12 protein-coding genes are annotated in these 18338 nt (G+C 67.2%); 5 read left to right on the forward strand and 7 right to left on the reverse strand.

Annotated features, from left to right (window positions below):
* Window positions 1-149 precede the first annotated feature (149 nt).
* Both BLV60_RS26080 and psrA read right to left on the reverse strand, forming a co-directional pair.
* Complete coding sequence (locus BLV60_RS26080; protein WP_093058196.1) at window positions 150-1460, reverse strand: MFS transporter; 1311 nt, start codon at window positions 1458-1460, stop codon at window positions 150-152.
* A 107-nt stretch (window positions 1461-1567) separates the two neighbouring features.
* Window positions 1568-2659 carry an iron-containing alcohol dehydrogenase PsrA gene (gene psrA, locus BLV60_RS26085; protein WP_093058197.1) on the reverse strand — a complete coding sequence of 364 codons (1092 nt, stop codon included), beginning with the start codon at window positions 2657-2659 and terminating at the stop codon, window positions 1568-1570.
* Between the two features lie 210 nt (window positions 2660-2869).
* Between psrA and BLV60_RS26090 the strand changes: the two genes are divergently transcribed.
* The 5 genes from BLV60_RS26090 to BLV60_RS26110 all read left to right on the forward strand — a co-directional run bounded on the left by BLV60_RS26090 (window position 2870) and on the right by BLV60_RS26110 (window position 9047).
* A complete protein-coding gene (locus tag BLV60_RS26090; RefSeq protein ID WP_093058198.1) occupies window positions 2870-3748 on the forward strand; it encodes a LysR substrate-binding domain-containing protein in 879 nt (292 codons plus the stop codon).
* A gap of 105 nt (window positions 3749-3853) precedes the next feature.
* Window positions 3854-5665 (forward strand): FAD-dependent oxidoreductase, encoded by a 1812-nt coding sequence (locus BLV60_RS26095; RefSeq protein WP_093058199.1) that lies wholly within the window; start codon window positions 3854-3856, stop codon window positions 5663-5665.
* Entirely contained in the window at window positions 5662-7509 is a 1848-nt protein-coding gene (locus tag BLV60_RS26100) for a 2-oxoacid:acceptor oxidoreductase subunit alpha (RefSeq protein WP_093058200.1), read from the forward strand. The genes BLV60_RS26095 and BLV60_RS26100 overlap by 4 nt, the downstream gene beginning before the upstream one ends.
* Complete coding sequence (locus BLV60_RS26105) at window positions 7506-8561, forward strand: 2-oxoacid:ferredoxin oxidoreductase subunit beta (RefSeq protein WP_093058201.1); 1056 nt, start codon at window positions 7506-7508, stop codon at window positions 8559-8561. Before BLV60_RS26100 ends, BLV60_RS26105 begins: the two co-directional genes overlap by 4 nt.
* 48 nt (window positions 8562-8609) lie before the next feature.
* Entirely contained in the window at window positions 8610-9047 is a 438-nt protein-coding gene (locus BLV60_RS26110) for a CBS domain-containing protein (protein WP_093058202.1), read from the forward strand.
* Between the two features lie 274 nt (window positions 9048-9321).
* Here BLV60_RS26110 and BLV60_RS26115 read toward each other — a convergent pair whose 3' ends face one another.
* From BLV60_RS26115 to tssK, 5 genes are read right to left on the reverse strand one after another with little or no spacing between them, the layout of a single operon-like run.
* Window positions 9322-10800, reverse strand: coding sequence for a hypothetical protein (locus BLV60_RS26115; RefSeq protein ID WP_093058203.1), 1479 nt, complete (start codon window positions 10798-10800; stop codon window positions 9322-9324).
* Window positions 10801-10831: 31 nt separating this feature from the next.
* Window positions 10832-12061: a type VI secretion system protein TssA gene (tssA, locus tag BLV60_RS26120; RefSeq protein WP_256329586.1), complete on the reverse strand. Its 1230-nt coding sequence runs from the start codon at window positions 12059-12061 to the stop codon at window positions 10832-10834.
* Window positions 12046-16128: a type VI secretion system protein gene (locus BLV60_RS26125; RefSeq protein ID WP_093058204.1), complete on the reverse strand. Its 4083-nt coding sequence runs from the start codon at window positions 16126-16128 to the stop codon at window positions 12046-12048. The genes tssA and BLV60_RS26125 overlap by 16 nt, the downstream gene beginning before the upstream one ends.
* 43 nt (window positions 16129-16171) lie before the next feature.
* Window positions 16172-16933, reverse strand: coding sequence for a DotU family type IV/VI secretion system protein (locus BLV60_RS26130; protein ID WP_093058205.1), 762 nt, complete (start codon window positions 16931-16933; stop codon window positions 16172-16174).
* A gap of 9 nt (window positions 16934-16942) precedes the next feature.
* Window positions 16943-18283, reverse strand: coding sequence for a type VI secretion system baseplate subunit TssK (gene tssK, locus BLV60_RS26135; protein WP_093058206.1), 1341 nt, complete (start codon window positions 18281-18283; stop codon window positions 16943-16945).
* Between the last annotated feature and the right edge of the window lie 55 nt (window positions 18284-18338).

Consider the following 18338-nt stretch of genomic DNA (forward strand, 5'->3'; position numbering starts at 1 on the left):
ATGGCGGCATCCAGGTACGCAGGCTCGCAGCCATCGACGCACACCACCACGACGGGGCGGCTCATCCAGCGGTAGCTGCGGGCATTGACTTCGAGCGAGTCGGGTTTCATGAGAAGGGATTCCTTGGAGGTGAAGAGAAAAGGGCTCTTTCAGCGACGGATGAAGACCGCGATGAAGGCGCTGATGAGGCAGCTGGCGGCCACGATCGGAAAGACCATCGAGGTGTTGCCCGAGTGATCCAGCAGCCGGCCGATCAGCGGTTCGCCGAGGCCCGCCAGCAGGTACGAGAAGAAGTTCATGACGCCGGTGGCGGTGCCCGAGCGCTTGGCTCCCACGAGGTCGGGGCACAGCGCCCAGAACGAAGAGGCGGGGCCGTAGACGAAGAAGCCTGCGAGGAACAGAAGCGCCAGCCCGCCGATGCTCGTGGGCAGCAGGTACATGCCGACGGAGGCCGCCGCACCCAGCAGCATGTACAGCACGATGGCCTTGTAGCGCTTCGAGCCGAAGACGCGGTCGGAGATCCAGCCGTTGGTGAGAGCACCGAAGGCCATGCCCACCGGCAGTGCGACCGAGATCCATGCGGGATCGATCATGCCGTCGGCCATCTTGCTCCAGTCCTTGCCGAGAAAGTGCACCGGCACCCAGACGATCAGCCCGTAGCGCGCGGCATTCTGGAAGCCGATGGCGAGTGCCGCGATGAGCAGCTTCGGGTTGCAGAGCACGGCCTTGTAGCGCGTCCACGAGCTTTCGTCGGGCGTGGTGTGCTGCAGGGACGCGGCCTTCGCGTCTTCCGCGTTGGCGATGCCGGTGTCGGGCGACTTGAACCCGAGGTCTTCGGGGCGCTCCCGGGCGATCAGGTAGAACGCGATGCCGCCCACCAGCATCAGCAGCACGGGCAGCCTGAAGATCCAGCGCCAGTCCAGGTGCAGCACGTTGACCACCACGATGGACGTGACGAACGACAGTACCGACGCGCATCCGGCCGCGAAGGTGTAGAAGCCGAAGACCTTGCCGCGCTCCCCGGTGCCCCACCAGTTCGACAGCAGGCGGCTGCCCGGCGCCCAGCCGAGCGCCTGGAAGTAGCCGTTGACGCCCCATGGAATCGCGAGCGTCTTGAACCCGACGGCGAAGCTCACGACCCAGTTGGCCGCGCAGGACAGGATGGCGCCCGCGGTCATCACGCGCCGGCCGCCGAACTTGTCGGCGAGGTTGCCGTTGATCGCCTGGCCGATGGCGTAGCACCACAGCAGGCTGGCCGAGGCCCAACCCAAGACCTCCTTCGACAATCCGAATTCCTTCTGCAGCCCTGGAATCGCGAAGCCGAAGGTCTGCCGGCCGGTATAGAAGAAGAGGTAGCAGAACATCGCGGCCAGCAGCATTCGCCACTGCGCGCGCCGGAATGAATGTTCGAGAGGCGGCGCGTACGCCCCGGCCTGCAGGCCCTGATTTGCCAATTGCATGTCTTTGTCTCCTGTTCTTGACGGACGTGGGTCCGTGGGACCGGCTCGAATGCCGGCATTTTTTTCGACGTTCTACAGATTCAACCGACTAACCGACTAACTGACTACTAGGCGGACACCGCCCCTATGAAGTTCTTGCCGCGCGCTCCATCCATGGCGCGCGCGATCATGGCCGCGGCTTCGCTGTCCGCCACGCCGTAGTCCGCGAACTCGGTCTTCACGCCGAGTCCCTGGAGAAAGTCGCGCAAGCGCCGGGCACCGGCGGCCAGGTCCGGCCCGAACAGGCGCTGCAGCGTGCGGTCCCGATCGGGAGAGCGGGCCCATGCCTTTTCAAGAACGATCGGCAGCGTGAACGAGCAGGCGATTCCATGTGCCAGGCCGTAGCGCAGGGTCATCTCGTACGAGATCGAATGCGCCAGGGCCGTCTTCGTGTTGGAGAACGCAAGCCCGGCCTTGAGTGCGGCCAGCGCCATGCGTTCGCGCAGTTCGATGTTGCCGAGATCGGCCCGCAGCGCCGGCAGGCATTCGAAGATGTCCTGCACGGCGGAGATGGCGAAGGTGTCGGAGATGGGATTCGCGTTCACGTTCCACACCGACTCCAGCGCGTGGGAAAGCGCATCGAGCCCCGTCGACACGGTGGTGCCCGCCGGCACCGAAAGCATCAGCTCGGGATCGACGATGGCGGCCTCGGGCCAGGTGGCATCCAGGTGCAGCGAGTACTTCTTCTGCCGGGCGGCATCCCAGATCGTGGCCCAGGGCGTCACTTCGCTGCCGGTGCCCGCCGTCGTCGGCACCGCGATCAGCGGCTTGACGCTGGTGGGGGCAAAGGGCTTGCCGGTTGCCAGCAGGCCGACGAGTTCGTCGAACTGACCGCTTGCCGTGCCCACCATCAGCGCCTTGGCCGTGTCGATGGCGCTGCCGCCGCCGACGGCGACGATGGCATCGCATGCTTCGGGCGATTGCCAGAAGCGGTTGTAGAGGTCGCTCAAGTGCGCCACGTCGGGATTGGGGCGCACGTCGTCGATCACGCCGAGCAGCGAGTCTTTCAGGAGCTCGCGGAGGCGGGCGACCAGTCCGAGCTCGCGGGCTTCGGGAAAGGTGACGACGACGACGCGGCGGCCGGCGAGGATCGTGGGCAGCCGCTCCAGACTGCCTCGGCCGCAGTGGATGGAAACGGGGTTGTGGTACGCGTGGGGCATCGGGTCTTTCGCTTCGGTTGTCTCGTATGGCGGCCAGTGTCGAAGCGGCCCGCCATCGCGTCCAATCGCATTTCCGGTGTCCGCATGGTCGAAAATCGATGGATCGCCCGTGCGGGCATCGCGACCGGGAAAGCGCTCATTCGCGCCCGGGCGTGCTTGTGAGAGGCTTTCTTCCTGAAGGAGCCGCCGGCTTCGCCGGGGCCCGAATGCATGTTCCACCAGTACTACAAATCGATCAGATGCTTCCATGCCGTGGCGAAGACGGGCGGCTTCACCTCGGCGGCGCAGTACCTGCACATCGGGCAGCCGACGGTGACCGACCAGGTCAAGGCCCTGGAGGCCCGCTTCAACGTGGAACTGTTCCTGCGCAGCGGGCGCGGCGTGCGGCTCACCGCGGCCGGCGAGCGGCTCTATGCCATCACGCAGGGCCTGTTCGGGCAGGAGGAGGAGGCGATGCTCTTCCTGGAGAGCGCCCGCAAGCTCAAGGTGGGGCTGGTGCGCGTCGGCGCGGTCTCGCCGCCCATTGCGCTGGAGCTGGCGCGCAACTTCAAGGAGGCGCATCCGTCGCTGGACCTGACGGTGTCGATCGGGTCGGAGGAGTCCACCCTCCGGGGGTTGCAGGACTTCTCCATCGACGTGGGCATCGTCGCCGAACCCGCGGCGGCCGAGGGCCTGCACATCGCGCCCTACCGCGCTGAGCGTATCGTCGCGGTGGTGCCCGAGGGCCATGCGTGGACGAAGCGCGCATCGATCACCACCCGCGACATCGAACACGAAACGGTCATCCTGCGCGAGCCCGGTTCCAAGACCCGGCATCGCGTCGAGCGCGCCTGCCTGCAGCAGAAAGTCAACCTGCACTGCGCCATGGAAATCAACAGCCGCGAGGCCATCCTGCACGCGGTGGCCAACGGAATGGGCGTCGGCTTCGTCACGCAGGTGGAGTTCATTCCGCTGCCGGGCCTGGCGGCCGTGGCAATCGACGATGAGCAGCTGTCGATCAGCTATTCGCTGTGCTGCCTTTCCATCCGCAGGGAGCGGCCGCTGATCGATGCCCTCTTTGCCGTTGCCCTGGAGGGGCAGGCCGGCTAGCTGCGGGATTTCACCAAGGTTGCGCTCCCGCCTGTGCGGCGCATACTGCGCCAGAGCCGCGCGTCGGCCCCTCCGGGGTCCCTGGCGGCTGGCAGGAGACACGCATTGCAGCGAACGAACATTGCCAACCCGGCCTATTTCCACAAGGTCGTCGATTGCCAGTACGCCTGCCCGGCGCACACCCCCGTCCCTGAATACATCCGCATGATCGCGCAGCGCCGCTACAGCGACGCCTACATGATCAACTGGGTGTCCAACGTCTTCCCCGGCATCCTGGGGCGCACCTGCGACCGGCCCTGCGAGCCGGCCTGCAGGCGAGGGCGGGTGGAAGAGGGCAACACGGGGGAGCCCGAGCCGGTGGCCATCTGCAGGCTCAAGCGCGTGGCAGCCGACATGAAGGACGACGTGCGCGCGCGCATGCCGAAGCTGGAGCCGAAGAACGGCAAGCGTGTTGCCTGCGTCGGTGCGGGGCCGGCCTCGCTCACCGTCGCGCGCGACCTGGCGCCTTTGGGCTACGAAGTGACGGTGTTCGACGGCGAAGCCAAGGCCGGCGGCTTCATCCGCACGCAGATACCGCGCTTTCGCCTGCCGGAGTCGGTGATCGACGAAGAGACTGGCTACATCCTCGACCTGGGCGTCGAGTTCCGCAGCGGCGAGCGCATCGACTCGATGACGGCTCTGATGGCGCAAGAGTGGGACGCGATCTTCGTCGGCTGCGGTGCACCGCGTGGGCGTGACCTGGATGTGCCTGGCCGACAGGAAGCGGCGGCCAGCATCCACATCGGCATCGACTGGCTCAACTCGGTTTCTTTCGGCCACGTCAGCAGCATCGGCAAGCGCGTGATCGTGCTGGGCGGTGGCAACACGGCAATGGACTGCTGCCGCTCGGCCCGCCGCCTGGGCGGCACCGACGTGAAGGTCATCGTGCGCAGTGGCTTCGCTGAAATGAAGGCCTCGCCCTGGGAAAAGGAAGACGCCCAGCACGAAGGCATTCCGATCATCGACTTCCACGTGCCCAAGGCCTTCGTCCACGAAGAAGGCAAGCTCTTGGGCATGCGCTTCGAGATCGTCCGCGCCGAGTACGACGACAAGGGCCGCCGTACGCTGGTGCCCACCGGCGAGCCGGACGCGTATTTCGAATGCGACGAAGTGCTGGTCGCGGTGGGCCAGGAAAACGCATTCCCGTGGATCGAGCGCGATTGCGGCATCGCCTTCGACAAGTCGGGCCTGCCGAAGCTGGACGAGAACACCTTCCAGTCGACGGTGCCCAACGTGTTCTTCGGCGGCGATGCGGCCTTCGGCCCCAAGAACATCATCACGGCCGTGGCCCATGGCCACGAGGCTGCGGTGTCGATCGACAAGCTGCTGCGTGCCGAGCCGGTCTACGTTCGCCCGGCGCCGATGACCAACCTGGTCTCGCAGAAGATGGGCATCCACGAGTGGAGCTACGACAACGACACCTCCAACGACCTGCGCTACAAGGTGCCGTGGGCCAAGGCAGAGACCGCACTGGCCAGCATCCGCGTGGAAGTGGAACTGGGCTTCGACGCAGCCACCGCCTTCAAGGAGGCCGAGCGCTGCCTGAACTGCGACGTGCAGACCGTGTTCACCGAAGCTGCCTGCATCGAATGCGATGCCTGCGTGGACATCTGCCCGATGGACTGCATCAACTTCATCGACAACGGCGAAGAAGTCGAGTTGCGATCACGGCTCAAGGCGCCGGCGCTGAACCTGGCGCAAGACCTGTATGTGTCCGGCGGGCTCAAGACGGGCCGCGTGATGGTCAAGGATGAAGACGTCTGCCTGCACTGCGGCCTGTGCGCCGAGCGCTGCCCCACGGGCGCGTGGGACATGCAGAAGTTCTTGTTGAAGATGACACCTGCCGGGCAAGGGCATGCGCAGGAGGTGGCCGTATGAAGCAGATAGAGGCGGTCAACGACTTCGTCATCAAGTTCGCCAACGTCAACGGCTCGGGTTCGGCCTCTGCCAACGAGCTGTTCGCCAAGGCCATCCTGCGCATGGGCGTGCCGGTGAGTCCGCGCAACATCTTTCCCAGCAACATCCAGGGCCTGCCGACCTGGTACGAAGTGCGCGTGACCGAGCAGGGCCATCTCGGACGGCGCGGCGGCACCGACATGATGGTGGCGATGAATCCGCAGACCTGGGAGGCCGACCTGGCCGAACTGGAGCCCGGCGGCTATCTCTTCTACGACAGCACGCGGCCGCTGCCGCCATCGAAGTTCCGCAGCGACGTGCGCGTGATCGGCATGCCGCTCACCGAAATCTGCAACGCCGTTTATCAGGACCCGCGGCAGCGCCAGCTGTTCAAGAACATCGTCTATGTGGGCGCCCTGGCCATCCTGCTTGGCATTGAGCCGGAGGTGGTCGAGAAGCTGTTCGGCGAACAGTACAAGGGCAAGGAGAAGCTGCTGGCCTCCAATGTGCAGGCGCTGCACCTGGGCTGCGACTTCGCGCGGGAGAACCTGCACGAGCCATTGGGGCTGCGGGTGCGGCGTGCCGACGGGGTTGGCAACCGGATCTTCGTCGACGGCAACAGTGCCGCCGCGCTGGGCTGCGTGTATGGCGGTGCCACGGTCGCGGCCTGGTATCCGATCACGCCGTCGTCCTCGGTGGCCGAGGCCTTCCAGAAGTACTGCACCAAGTTCCGCGTGGACCCGGCCACCGGCCAGCACCGCTTTGCCATCGTGCAGGCGGAAGACGAACTCGCATCGATTGGCGTGGTGGTCGGCGCCGGCTGGAACGGCGCACGGGCCTTCACCGCGACCTCGGGGCCGGGCATTTCGCTGATGAGCGAGTTCATCGGGCTGGCCTACTTTGCGGAGATTCCCGTCACGCTCATCAACGTGCAGCGCGGCGGCCCTTCCACCGGTATGCCGACGCGCACGCAGCAGGCCGACATCCTCTCGTGCGCGTATGCCTCGCACGGCGATACCAAGCACGTGCTGCTGTTTCCCGAGGACCCGCACGAGTGCTTCGAGCATGCAGCGGCGGCGCTGGACCTGGCCGACCGGCTGCAGACGCCGGTGTTCGTGATGACGGACCTGGACATCGGCATGAACCAGCGCCTGTGCGAGCCCTTTGCCTGGGACGACAGCAAGGCCTACGACCGCGGCAAGGTCATGAGCGCCGAAGAGCTCGAGGCGGGCCGCGACTTCGGCCGCTACAAGGATGTGGACGGCGACGGCATTCCCTGGCGCACGCTGCCCGGAACGCACCCGACCAAGGGCAGCTACTTCACGCGCGGCACGACACGCGATGCCTACGCCCGGTACTCGGAGCGCGGGCCGGACTACATCTACAACATGGAGCGGCTGCTGAAGAAGTTCGCGACAGCAGCCACGCTGGTGCCGCAGCCGGTGCTGAGGCCAGCCGCCGAAAAGACCAAGCTGGGCGTGATCTATTTCGGTTCGACCAGCCCGTCGATGCACGAGGCGTTGCAGGCGCTGGAAGAACGCGGCATCCATCTCGATGCACTGCGGCTGCGCGCCTTTCCCTTCCCGGACAGCGTGGTGCAGTTCCTGGCGCAGCACGAGCGGGTGTTCGTGGTCGAGCAGAACCGCGACGCACAGATGCGCAGCCTGCTGGTGAACGAACTGGACGCCGATCCGGCGCGGTTGATACGGGTGCTGCATTTCGACGGCACGCCCATCACCGCGCGCTTCATCGTCCAGTCGATCAGAGCGCATGTGCAACAACAGACGCAAGCCTCCGGCAGCACCGATAAGAAAGAGCCTGCATGACCTACCTTGCCAAGCCCCGGTTGCGGCACCCGACACTGGCCACCAACAAGGTCGGCTACACGCGGCGCGACTACGAGGGAAAGATCTCCACGCTGTGCGCGGGCTGCGGCCACGACTCCATCTCCGCCGCCATCATCGAGGCCTGCTGGGAGCTGGACATCGAGCCGCATCGCGTGGCCAAGCTCTCGGGCATTGGCTGCAGCTCCAAGACGCCGGATTACTTTCTGGGCGCATCGCACGGCTTCAACACCGTGCACGGCCGCATGCCCAGCGTGCTGACCGGCGCCAACCTCGCCAACCGCGACCTGCTGTACCTGGGCGTTTCGGGCGACGGCGATTCGGCTTCCATCGGCCTGGGCCAGTTTGCCCACGCCATGCGGCGCGGCGTGCGCATGGCCTACATCGTGGAGAACAACGGCGTCTACGGCCTCACCAAGGGCCAGTTCTCCGCCACCGCCGACCAGGGCTCGAAGAGCAAGAAGGGCGTCGTCAACACCGACAGCCCGGTGGACCTCGTGGCCATGGCGCTGCAGTTGGGCGCCAGCTACGTGGGGCGGGGTTTTTCGGGTAACAAGGCGCAACTTGTGCCACTGATAAAAGGGGCGATCAGCCATGGTGGCTCCGCCTTCATCGACGTCATCAGCCCCTGCGTTGCCTTCAACAACCACCCCGGCAGCACCAAGAGCTACGACTACGTGCGAGAGCACAACGAGGCGGTGAGCCGCATCGACTTCATCAGCGGGCGGGACGAAATCGTCGCCGACATCGAGCCCGGAGAAGTGATGGACGTGCGCCAGCACGACGGCACGCTGCTGCGCCTGCGCAGCCTGCACCCCGACTACAACCCTGGCGACCGTTATGCCGCCATGGCCTACATGCAGCGGCACCACGAGATGGGCGAGGTGGTGACCGGCCTGCTCTATGTCGACCCGCTGGCCACCGACCTGCACACGGCGCTCAACACCAGCGACCAGTCGCTCAACGCGATGGGGCCTGACCAGCTTTGCCCCGGCGCCACGGCGCTGGAGCGGCTCAACGCCTCCTTGCGCTGAGCCGCTGTCGGCGGCACCATCCACGACGCCACTTCCGGAGGGTGCATCATGACCGAGCGCACTGTTTTCCAGTCCATCTCGCGCAAGCACGTGATCAGCCTGGGTCCGCAGGCGAACGTACGCGACGCCGCATGCGTGATGACGCGTGCCAACTGCGGCAGCGTGCTCATCATGGACCTGCCCGACACGCTGCTGGGTATCCTGACCGAGCGCGACCTGATGACCCGGGTGCTGGCCAAGGGGCTGGACCCTGATCGCACGGCGGTGCGCGACGTGATGACGCCCAACCCCATCTGCGTGCCGCCCGAAACGCTGGTGTCCGACGCCGTCGTGCTCATGCTCGAACGGGGCTTTCGCCACCTGCCGCTGGCGGCGGGGGCGAAGATCCTGGGCGTGTTCTCGGTGCGCGATGCGTTGCCGCGGGAGATTGGGGCCGCCGTGAGCTTGAGCGAATTTCGGGAGCAGGTGAACGACGTGCTGGGTTGAGGCGCGGCGTTCGGTCCCGCTGCGACCGTTGCCGCCTAGAGCGCAACCGCGTCCGGAATCTCCTTGTTCGCCTTGAAGCAGGGCAGCGCCTCCATCTGCTTCCACGCCTGGAGCTGCGTGAAGTTCGTCTTGGGTCAGGCCTTGGTCTTGGTATTGAACTCGGCGCCGGGCAGCTCGGCCCGGACGACTTCGTACTTGTGCGTGAACTTGGCGCTCGCGGGCGCATTGAACAGCAAGCGCCGGAGCGGAGAACTCCTGAGAGACGGGGGTCTGGCTAATGCATGTAATCCAGGGTCCCGATCCGGGTCTGGAGCCGGGCGGCGATGCGGGTCAAGCCTGTGGTCGTTGCCACATCGGCGGGAACCTGGCGCTGCAGAACCTGCATCGCCGGCACGAGCGTGGCGCCGTGCGGCGGCGGGTCCTGCACGCTCCAATGGGTGCCGATCTCCGGAAATTGCATCAACCACTGCAGCAGCACGTCGATCTCTTTCTGATGGATGAAGTCGAAAGGCTCGGTTGCAGCAAACCTGTTCTGCGCCCAGAGCGGCCGTCCGCCTATTCGACCGCCGTCAGTGGGGCTTGCCGGAATCAGTCCGCCGACGAGATGCAGCTTCAGCGTGCTTGTGATGGGCACGATCGCGCGCTCCGCGCGTGCCTGTGCCGTCTTTTCCTGTTGCGTCGGCTGCGGCCCGACGAAGGGCACCAGGGGAGCATGCGGCCCCCGGGGGCCGCTCAGGGGCACGGCGAGAACATGGCCGGCGCCCGTAGTGGCCGATTGCGGAATTGCAAGCGGATGCCACAGGATCGCGTCCCACGTGAAGCGTGCGGTGGTGGACTCCGCGAGGTCCAGGATCATCAGGTTGATCGGCCATGCACGCGGGTTTCTCGCAGGCTCCGCGTGAAAGATCGCCATCGTCATGACGGGCAGCAGCAACTGCTTGCGCGCGTAGTCCTTGTCGTATCCAGCCGGGCCGGCGGCCAACGACGGGGACTCGCCCTTCATCAGGGAGCGGACCGCCTTGGCGATCACGGGGGAATGGCGTATCTCGCTCCAGGGGGCAGGCCGTGTGCCGCCATAGACGCTGTCGGTGCTCTTTGCATAGATGAGGCCCGGGTCGGCCACCCTCTGCGCGAGTACCTGGTACTGCGGGTCGTTGATTGCGTTCTTGGTGGCCCACTCCTGGAGGAGTTCTCTGTCCTTCGCATCGATGTAATCGTTGGGGTCGTTCGATGAAGCGCCTGGGGTTCTTGCCATCGCAATGAGGTGAGTGCTCAGGATGGATGCCGTCCAGGTTGGCGGAGGAGTGCCCGTCTGCTCGATTCGCAATGCTTTCCACGTCGCGTTGTCGACGTTGAGTGCAGCCCTGATTACTGTTATTGAGGTGACGGCATAGCCAAAGTGGAGATTGAGCTTTGGCAGCCTGCCGTATTTGGACCGGAATGCCTTGAGCGAACTCTCCAGGATGCTTGTGGATTGAAGGTATGCAGGCCCGACGTCGCCGACATACACCTTGTGGTTCTTGCTGATGAGCCTGCCCGCCATCTTGTAATAGACCATGCCCTCGCGCGTCGACGCGCGCCAGCGTGCGACCCAGTCACCGGCATTGGCCATGGTGTAGGGGGCCGCAGGCGTCCCGGCGCCTCCGGGAGCGCCGGCCAGCACCGCTTCCTTCATCAATCGCTCGCAGATGCCGAGCAGATGCAAACCATCGACATACAGGTGCTGACCGGTGCGCTTGAGGTGGCGTGGCATGTTGAAAGCTCCATCGAAGAGATCAATCTGTCTAGGCGTCGGGCCTGACACCGATGATCGAGAAGTAGCGATTGAGGTCGCCGTCCTCGCGCAGCACTTCCTGCATCAGTTGCGGCAATGGCATGCGTCCCCACGCCACCGCGCGGTTCACGAGGTAGGGAGTGGGGCTGTGCGGCTCTTCGCGCAGCAGGTAGGCGGCGGCCAGCTCCAGCAGCTGGTAGGCCTCGGCGCGGCTGCCGATGCGCCCGCTCGCCGCGGCCTGCGGAAGCGGCGCGGAAGGAGAAAGAGAAGGAGAAGGGGCTTCGCTCATGTCGTTGTCGTCCATCGAGGTCGCGGAAGGCGTTGATGTGTCCGCCGCCCAACTTGCGGGCGGCTCCATTGGCATGGCCGGTGGTTCTTCATCGCGCGGGTCGCGCTCCTGCAGCAGGCTGCGCAGCGCCTGCCGCATGCGAAGCAGCATCTCCGTCACCTTCGACAGGCTCGGCGCGTCCGCGCCCAGGCGCTCGTCGAGCAGCGCGCCCAGGTCGCGCCATGCATCGGCGGCCAGCGCCACCCGGTCGTCGAGCGCGGCAAGCGCATGCAGGTCGCGTGCGGCCTGGTCGAGGATGTCCTGGCGCGACACCGTCTGCGCGCTCGGCTCTGCCGCCACTTCCTTCGCCTTCGACTTGGTATTGCCCGCACCGGCGCCGAACTCGGTGGTCAGCGCGCGCTGCCAGTCGCCCAGGTTGATGAAGGGCGGCGAGAAATCTGGCCACGCGAGCAGCGGCACGCGCATCAGCAGGGTCTGCGCGAGGGTGTCGTTGAGCCACACGAAGGTGGCCGTGCGCATGTCGGCGTCGCCGTCCTCTCCGATGCACGGATGCACGTCTTGCCAGAAGTCGCGCGCCAGCCCTTCGAGCAGCCGCGTGCCGGCGATCAGCCCGTCGATCGCATGGCGATGCACCCACGCCTCGGTGAGCCACGCGGCCACCTGCAGGTCCTTGCTGCGCCGTTGCAGCACCTCGGCGCACAACATCTCGGTGGCGCGCCAGTCGGCCTTCTTGAGCGGACGGGTCCATTCACCCATCGGCAGGCTGGCGTCTTCCTCCATGCGCGCATCGCGGATGCGGGAGTACACCGGGTCGTAGCGCAGCGGCGGCCCGGCGGGGCCTTCGCCTTCGATTTCCAGCGGCGCGAGGAAGGCCGCGAGGTCGGGTGCGAAGCCGTTGGCGGCCTCGGTGTTCAGGGGAGCGAGCACGGCGGCCATCAGGGCGTGTTCCATTCAGGGGCGCGCATCGGGAACGCGGCGGGCCAGATCAGGGCGGTCTTCTTGCCGGCGGGGCTTGCGGCAACGCGCAGGAACACGCGCGCGCGTCCTCCCGCAGGCGACTGGGCGGTGTCGCCGGCCGACTGGGCCACCAGCGGAAACTCGAACTTCAGCAACTGCGAGCGGCCGTCCGGCCGTTGCACCGTGTCGGCTTCACGCTGGCGCTGCGCCAGCGTGAACAGCGCCCACGGGTCGGCGAAGCGGAAGCTCACGGTCTGGCCGTCGGTCAGCAGCGCGTGCTGTTGCGGGTCGGCGCGCGCCACCAGTGGCGAGTCTTTCGCGATGCGCAGCACCAGCGCCACCGGCATGCCGTATTCCCAGCGCAGCGTGCGCGGCGGGTCGCGCTGCTTGAGCACCTGGTCGCCGACTTCGAAGGACCAGTCGATGATCTTGTTGCCCTCGATCTCGGCGCCGGTGTTCACGCGGAAGTCCACGCTCAGGTCGTAGCCCGGCGCGGCGCCTTCCTCGGTCGGGAACAGCGGCAGCATGAAGTCGCGTGCGCGGCCGAACTGCTCCGCGAAGCGTCGCGCGGCCGTTCCCGGCATGGCCGAGGTGCGCACGGCGCCGTCGGTGCGGTTGTCCTTCAGCGCGCGCGACAGCGGGTCGAAGGCCCGTGCGAGGTCGTTCACGTCCGCCGGGTCTGCCAGGTCGAAGGCGCGGCCCGTCGCCGCGCCGAACGGATGCCGGCCCGCCAGCGAGCGGTTGAAGCGCGTGGAGAACTGCGTCCACAGCTCCTGCTGGTCGCCGAACTGCAGCTCGTAGCAGCGCGCGAGCAGGGCGCTGTAGATCTGCTGGTGGCGGTCGGCAAAGTAGTCGCCGATGCGCGCCGCCGGCGCCTTGCCGGCCAGCTTGGCGGCGCAGGTCTCGCGGTCGATCTCGGCGCCGGTCGTGCCGAGGAACTGTTCGAGCAGCAGCAGGCTGCTGTTCGGGTTCTTCAGCCGGTAGCGCTCCAGGTCGCGGTTGATGGCCTGCCAGCGCTGCGCGAGCACCGAGCCCGCACCCGCGCCGTCGAGCGCCGCGATGTAGCTGTCGGCCAGCTTGCCCAGCGTTTCGGTGCGGTTGAACTGCTGCCCCAGGTAGGCCGCGAGCGAGCCCGTGTCCGGCACGCCGAAGGCCACCAGCATCGGCCCGCGCTCGCCGCGCCAGCCCTGGAAGTCGCGCCCGCGCATGGCGTACAGCTCCGACTGGTTGAAGGCTTCGTCCACGCTTTCCAGGCGTTGCAGCGCGTCGCGCGACATCATTGCGCGCAGGTCTTCGGCGCGCGGACCGGCGCCCATCTCGTACAGCAGCGCCTGTATCTTGGCCAGGCGCTGGCGCGAGGCTTCATAAGCCGCAGCCTGCGTGTCGGTGGCCATCAGTGCGCCTGACGTGGGGCGCATGCCGTCGTTGGCACCGGTCGCGGCCTCGGCCACCTGGTCGACCACGAGCTGCGCGAAGTGCGCATTCAGCGCGCTCTCGATGCCCGGGCGAACCGTCGCCGGAAAGGCCGTCATGCCGTCGGTCATGTAGCGCTTGCGGATGTCGCCGACGGCCAGTGCCTGGTCGAGCCGCATGAGGTCCCATGTGGCCGTCGAGCGCAGGCCCGCGCCCGGCAGCTCACGGTCGCGCGCGGCGGCCATGAAGGGCTGTGCCAGCAACGCGGTGAGTGCGTCGCGTAGCGCGATGCGTTCGGGCGCCAGCGCGAAGCGGCCTTCCTTGTCCTGCCACACGAGGCCGGGCTGCGCGCCACCGAAGCGCAGGTTGAACTCGGCGCGGAATTTCTGGAAGGCATCTTGCGCGCGGCCGCGCACCGCATCGGCCGGCTCCTGCCCCAGCAGGCGGTTCTGCTCGATGCGCGCGATTGTGCGGTCGTACGAGGCGCCCAGCACCAGCACCGGCTGGCGCATCCAGCCGCCCTTGCCCGACGCGACCAGGTCTTCCTGGTCCTTGATGGCGGCGATCACTTCGCGATAACTGGCCGTGGTGCGCGCGAAAGTGCCTGCGCTGGCGAGCGATGGCAGCAGCCGCCCCAGCGACTGCTCGGACACCAGCAGTTCGTTGTTGACGAACAGCCGCGTGTCGAGCTGCGCAGTGCCCTTGTCGAGCGCGCAGCGCAGCGCCGACTGCACCGGCGCCAGCGGAATCGCCAGTGCATTGCCCTCGGCCGCCTGGCGGAAGTAGCGCAGGTTGCGGCTCAGGTCGGCGGGCAGCTCGGCGCCCAGCGCGTAGCGCACGGCCACGCGCAGGTCTTCCGCATTGCCGGTGGAAGGCTGGCGCAGGCGCTCCACCGCCTGCAGGGCGGTGTCGAGCTGCTCGGCTGAACCCAGGTAGCGTTGCAGGGCGCCGAACTCGGGCTGGTCTTCCACCAGCAGGCCGTTCTTGCGCGGCGCATCGCCGATGGTCTTGAAGCTCGGCGGCAGGCTGCAGTTGGCACCGACGATGAATTCGCCGGTAGCCTCGTCCTGCTCCACGCCGCTCAGCTGGCTCACGCGGGCCATCAGCTCGCGGCGCAGCGTGCTTACTGCGATGTCGCCGAACTCGCGCTCGATGCGCTCTATCACGCGTTCGTTCAGGTCGTCGAAGGGGCGCCACGAGCCGGGCATGAAGAAGGAGTACGTGCCGTCAGTGCGCAGTCGCTCGTTCATGGCCAGCAGCGACAGCGCCTTGTTGCGGTACCACGCGGTCGGAATGGTCTCGCCGCGCTGCAGTGCGCGCATGCGGTATTGCGCATCGTGCTGCAGCTGTGAGAGCGCCGATACCAGCGTGCTGTTGTGCCGGTGCAGCTGCCATGTGGCCACAACCAGGCCAATGCCCCAGCCGCTGAGGAACAAGATGGCCGTCCAGCGCAGCGCGCGGTGCAGCACCGGGCGCGCCAGTGTCTGCGTGCGCGACGGCCGCGTGAGGCCGTACTCGAGAAAGATCTTCTTCTCGAACAGGTCACGCAGGAACGCCGGCTGGCGCATCAGCTGCGCGATCAGGTCGCCGCCGATGGGCTCTAGGTCCTTCTGGCCGTAGCTGTCGTGCTCGGCGTCGATGGCGGCAACTGCCTGTGCCGATTCGCCGCTGTCGCCCGTCAGGTAGATGCCGCGGAAGAAGAAGGGCTCGTGGTACGCGCTCGGGCGCATCAGCTCATCGACATACAGCTGCAGCTGGCCGCGCAGCGCCTCGATGCGCGAAGGCAGCAGCAGTTGCGGGCCGGCGCCCTGCGGCGCGGTGTCGGTGGCGAAGAGCTCGGCCGACACGTCGGACACCGAACGCACCACGGTACCCACCGCCTCGTCGACCCAGCCCGGCTGGTAGGTGGTCGACAGGTCATAAGGCGACGACCAGCCGAGCATGCTCGCGCGCAGCGGCTCGGGCAGGGCGCTCGCGAAGGCGCTGAAGCCTTCGAGGTGTTCCGCGCCAGTGACCAGCACATACACGGCGAAGCGCATCGCAAAGCGGTTCTGTGCGAGCCACAGGCGGCGGTGCGCGAGCTTGGCGCGCTTGGATAGTTCGAGCCGGCCGTCGGTGCTGTCGTCGAGCAGCAGCGCCGCCGGAATGGTGATGACCACCGAGTCGAACGGCCGCTGCGGCCGGTAGGCCCGGCACATGCCCAGGAACTCGTCCCATGGCTTCTCTGAGGCGTCGTCGTCATCGGGCGAGCCGAGATAGGCGCCCTGGATGTCGATGACCACGCCGCGGTCGAAGAAGTGCCACGAGATGCCCTGCGTGGTCGCGGCCGAGGCCGACTCGGTGCTCAGTGCGCTCGCCACGCCCGACTGCTCGATGGGCAGCTGGCGATGGTCGTCGCCCTCGTTGAGCAGCATGATCCACGGAATGCCGTAGCGGTCGGCGCGCGAGGCGATGTTGCCTTCGATCAGCTCCACGGCCTGGCGGAACGAACTGCGCAGCGAGTCGAAGCGGATGCGCGCGACCTTCGGGTCGCTCGACGGCTTGGCGTGCGAACGCCGTGCCGCAAAGTACAGCACCATGCCGAGCACGAGCAGCACCACCAGCGTGAGCACCGCGATGGAAATGAGGAAGAGCTGGTCTGTCAGCATGGCGACGACCTCCTGGGGCTCTTTGAATGGCGCAGCATGTCGTTCATCGCTGGTATGCCCCCGATGCATCGACCGCACCCGGCTGCAGCACCTGCCGCACCGGCCACGACTGCCACAGCCACAACAGCTCCGACACCGCCAGCAGCGAGGCGGTACACAGCAGGAACAGCACCGTCCAGCGGCTCAGCGTGGGCAGCTTGCGCGGAGCGATGTGCGAGAGCGTGCTCGCATAGGCGCGCTCCGACACCACGCGGTCGCGGCCCGAGAAGTCGGCCTGCCGCTGGTAGACGAACTGGAACAGCTCTTCGCGGTAGCCCAGCAGGCGCGCTTCTTCGCCGCCGCCGCGGTACTTGCCCTGGAAGCCCAGTGCCAGTGCAAAGAGATACAGCCGCGCGATGTCGCGACGCGAAGGCTCGCGGCCCGACAGCAGCTCTTCGATGCGGCTGAACACCAGGTCGCCCGCGATATTGGTGCGGAACAGCGAAGACTCCAGCAGGTGGGCGGTCCAGCGCTCGCGGCCGATCCACGGCGTGTGCAGCAGGATCTCGTCGGCCAGCGCGGCCTTGAGGTAGCGCGCGTCGGCCACGTTCTCCAGCTCGAAGCGCGTGCTCTCGCGGCGCGATTCGAGCGATTGCAGCTCGAGCAGGTTCTCGAGGTGGCGGGCCAGCGCCTGCGCCACCATGTCGATGTCGGTCTCGCGCGATTCGGCGGTGCGGTCGCGCGCTTTCACGATCTCGTCGTAGAACGCGCGGAACTGCTTGGTGATGTGGTCGTCGACCGCAAGGTCGGGAAGGGTGCGTGCCATGGGGGTCGATCAGTCTTTGATGAACAGCACGATTTCCTGCGGCGGCTGCGCGGTGGCGCCTTCGTTCGCGTTGGCGATCACCAGGAGTTCGCCGGGCACGGTCAAAGCGGTGCTGGTCTGGATGGCGTAGAGCAGGTAGCCCGAGCCGGGGCGCAGGCCGAGTTCGTCGGCCGACTCGATGGGTCGGCGCACCGCGCCCAGCACGCGGCGTTCGCGCAACGAGGGGTAGGCCGACTGCGCGCCGACGATGGCACTGTCCATCCAGGCCAGCAGATCCTTGTCGGACTGGCCACGCAGGCCGACCACGATGCGCGTGCCGGCCAGCCACTGCGGCTGCAGCGTGGTCTCGAAGGCGCCCTGGCGAAACTCGAACTTGTGCTCGCGGTACTCCTGGCTCACTTCGGACACCGCGTCGCGCAGCGCCAGCAGCAGCGGCTGGAACACGCGCGAGGGGTTCGCATGGTCATAGTCCACCGGCACCGGCGGCAGGCCGCCGGGCCGCAGCAGGCTCAGCGATGCCAGCAGCGCGCACAGCGACCAGTACATCGGCAGCGGATGCAGGTGCGGCGTGCGCAGCACGGCCTCGGCATGCGGCAGGCCCGACAGCAGGCTGCGTAGCCGGTCCTTCAGTTCGAGGTGCGCGAGGCGGTCGTCCACGCGTGAAGAGGGCACAGCCGTCTGCTTCGCGACGAAGGCCGCCTTGCCGCGCAGCTGGCCCAGCAGGCCGGCGGCCGCAGTCCACAGCGGGTTGTCGCGCGCTACTTCGAGCAGCGGCGGTTGCGCGTCGCCGAGCTTCACGACTTCGTTGTCCTTGAACACCTGGCCCAGGCGCAGATGCACGTGCGTGCCGGGCGGCACCGCGCCCGCGCTGAGTGCCAGGCGCGGCAGCATGCGGGGGATGTTCGCGGGCTCGGCGTCCGACACGGCGTCTTCCACCGGCGCGCCCGACACCGAGCGAAAGCGCACAGTCGCGCCGCGATGCCGCGCGGGGCCGGCGACCGGCAGCGTGAGGTAGATGTCGAGCGGCTCGACGGCCAGCTGGTCTTTATGCGGTGCGAGCGAGAGTTCGAGCGCACCGTGCGCGGCCTCGGCGGCCGAGTACTGCACGGCGGTGCCGTCCGGCAGGATGGCGTCGAGCGCCAGCACGCGCAGCAGGCCGGCGGGCAGCAGGCCCTGGTCGAACACCAGGCGGCGCACGCCCCAGCTGAAGGGCGCGGCGGCCAGCGTCTGCCAGGCCACGAGGGAATCGGTGCGCGCCGAGAGTTGCTGGAAGTGCTGCGGCGACAGCAGCATGCCTTCGTGCCACTCGATGCGGTCGGTGATGGGGGCGGCGCTGTGCACGTCAGACATGGCGGGCTCCTGCGCAGGAAGAAGAAAGATGGAATGCGGTGTTCACTGGCGAGGG

Source organism: Variovorax sp. YR634 (assembly GCF_900106655.1).
Taxonomy (GTDB): Bacteria; Pseudomonadota; Gammaproteobacteria; order Burkholderiales; family Burkholderiaceae_C; genus Variovorax.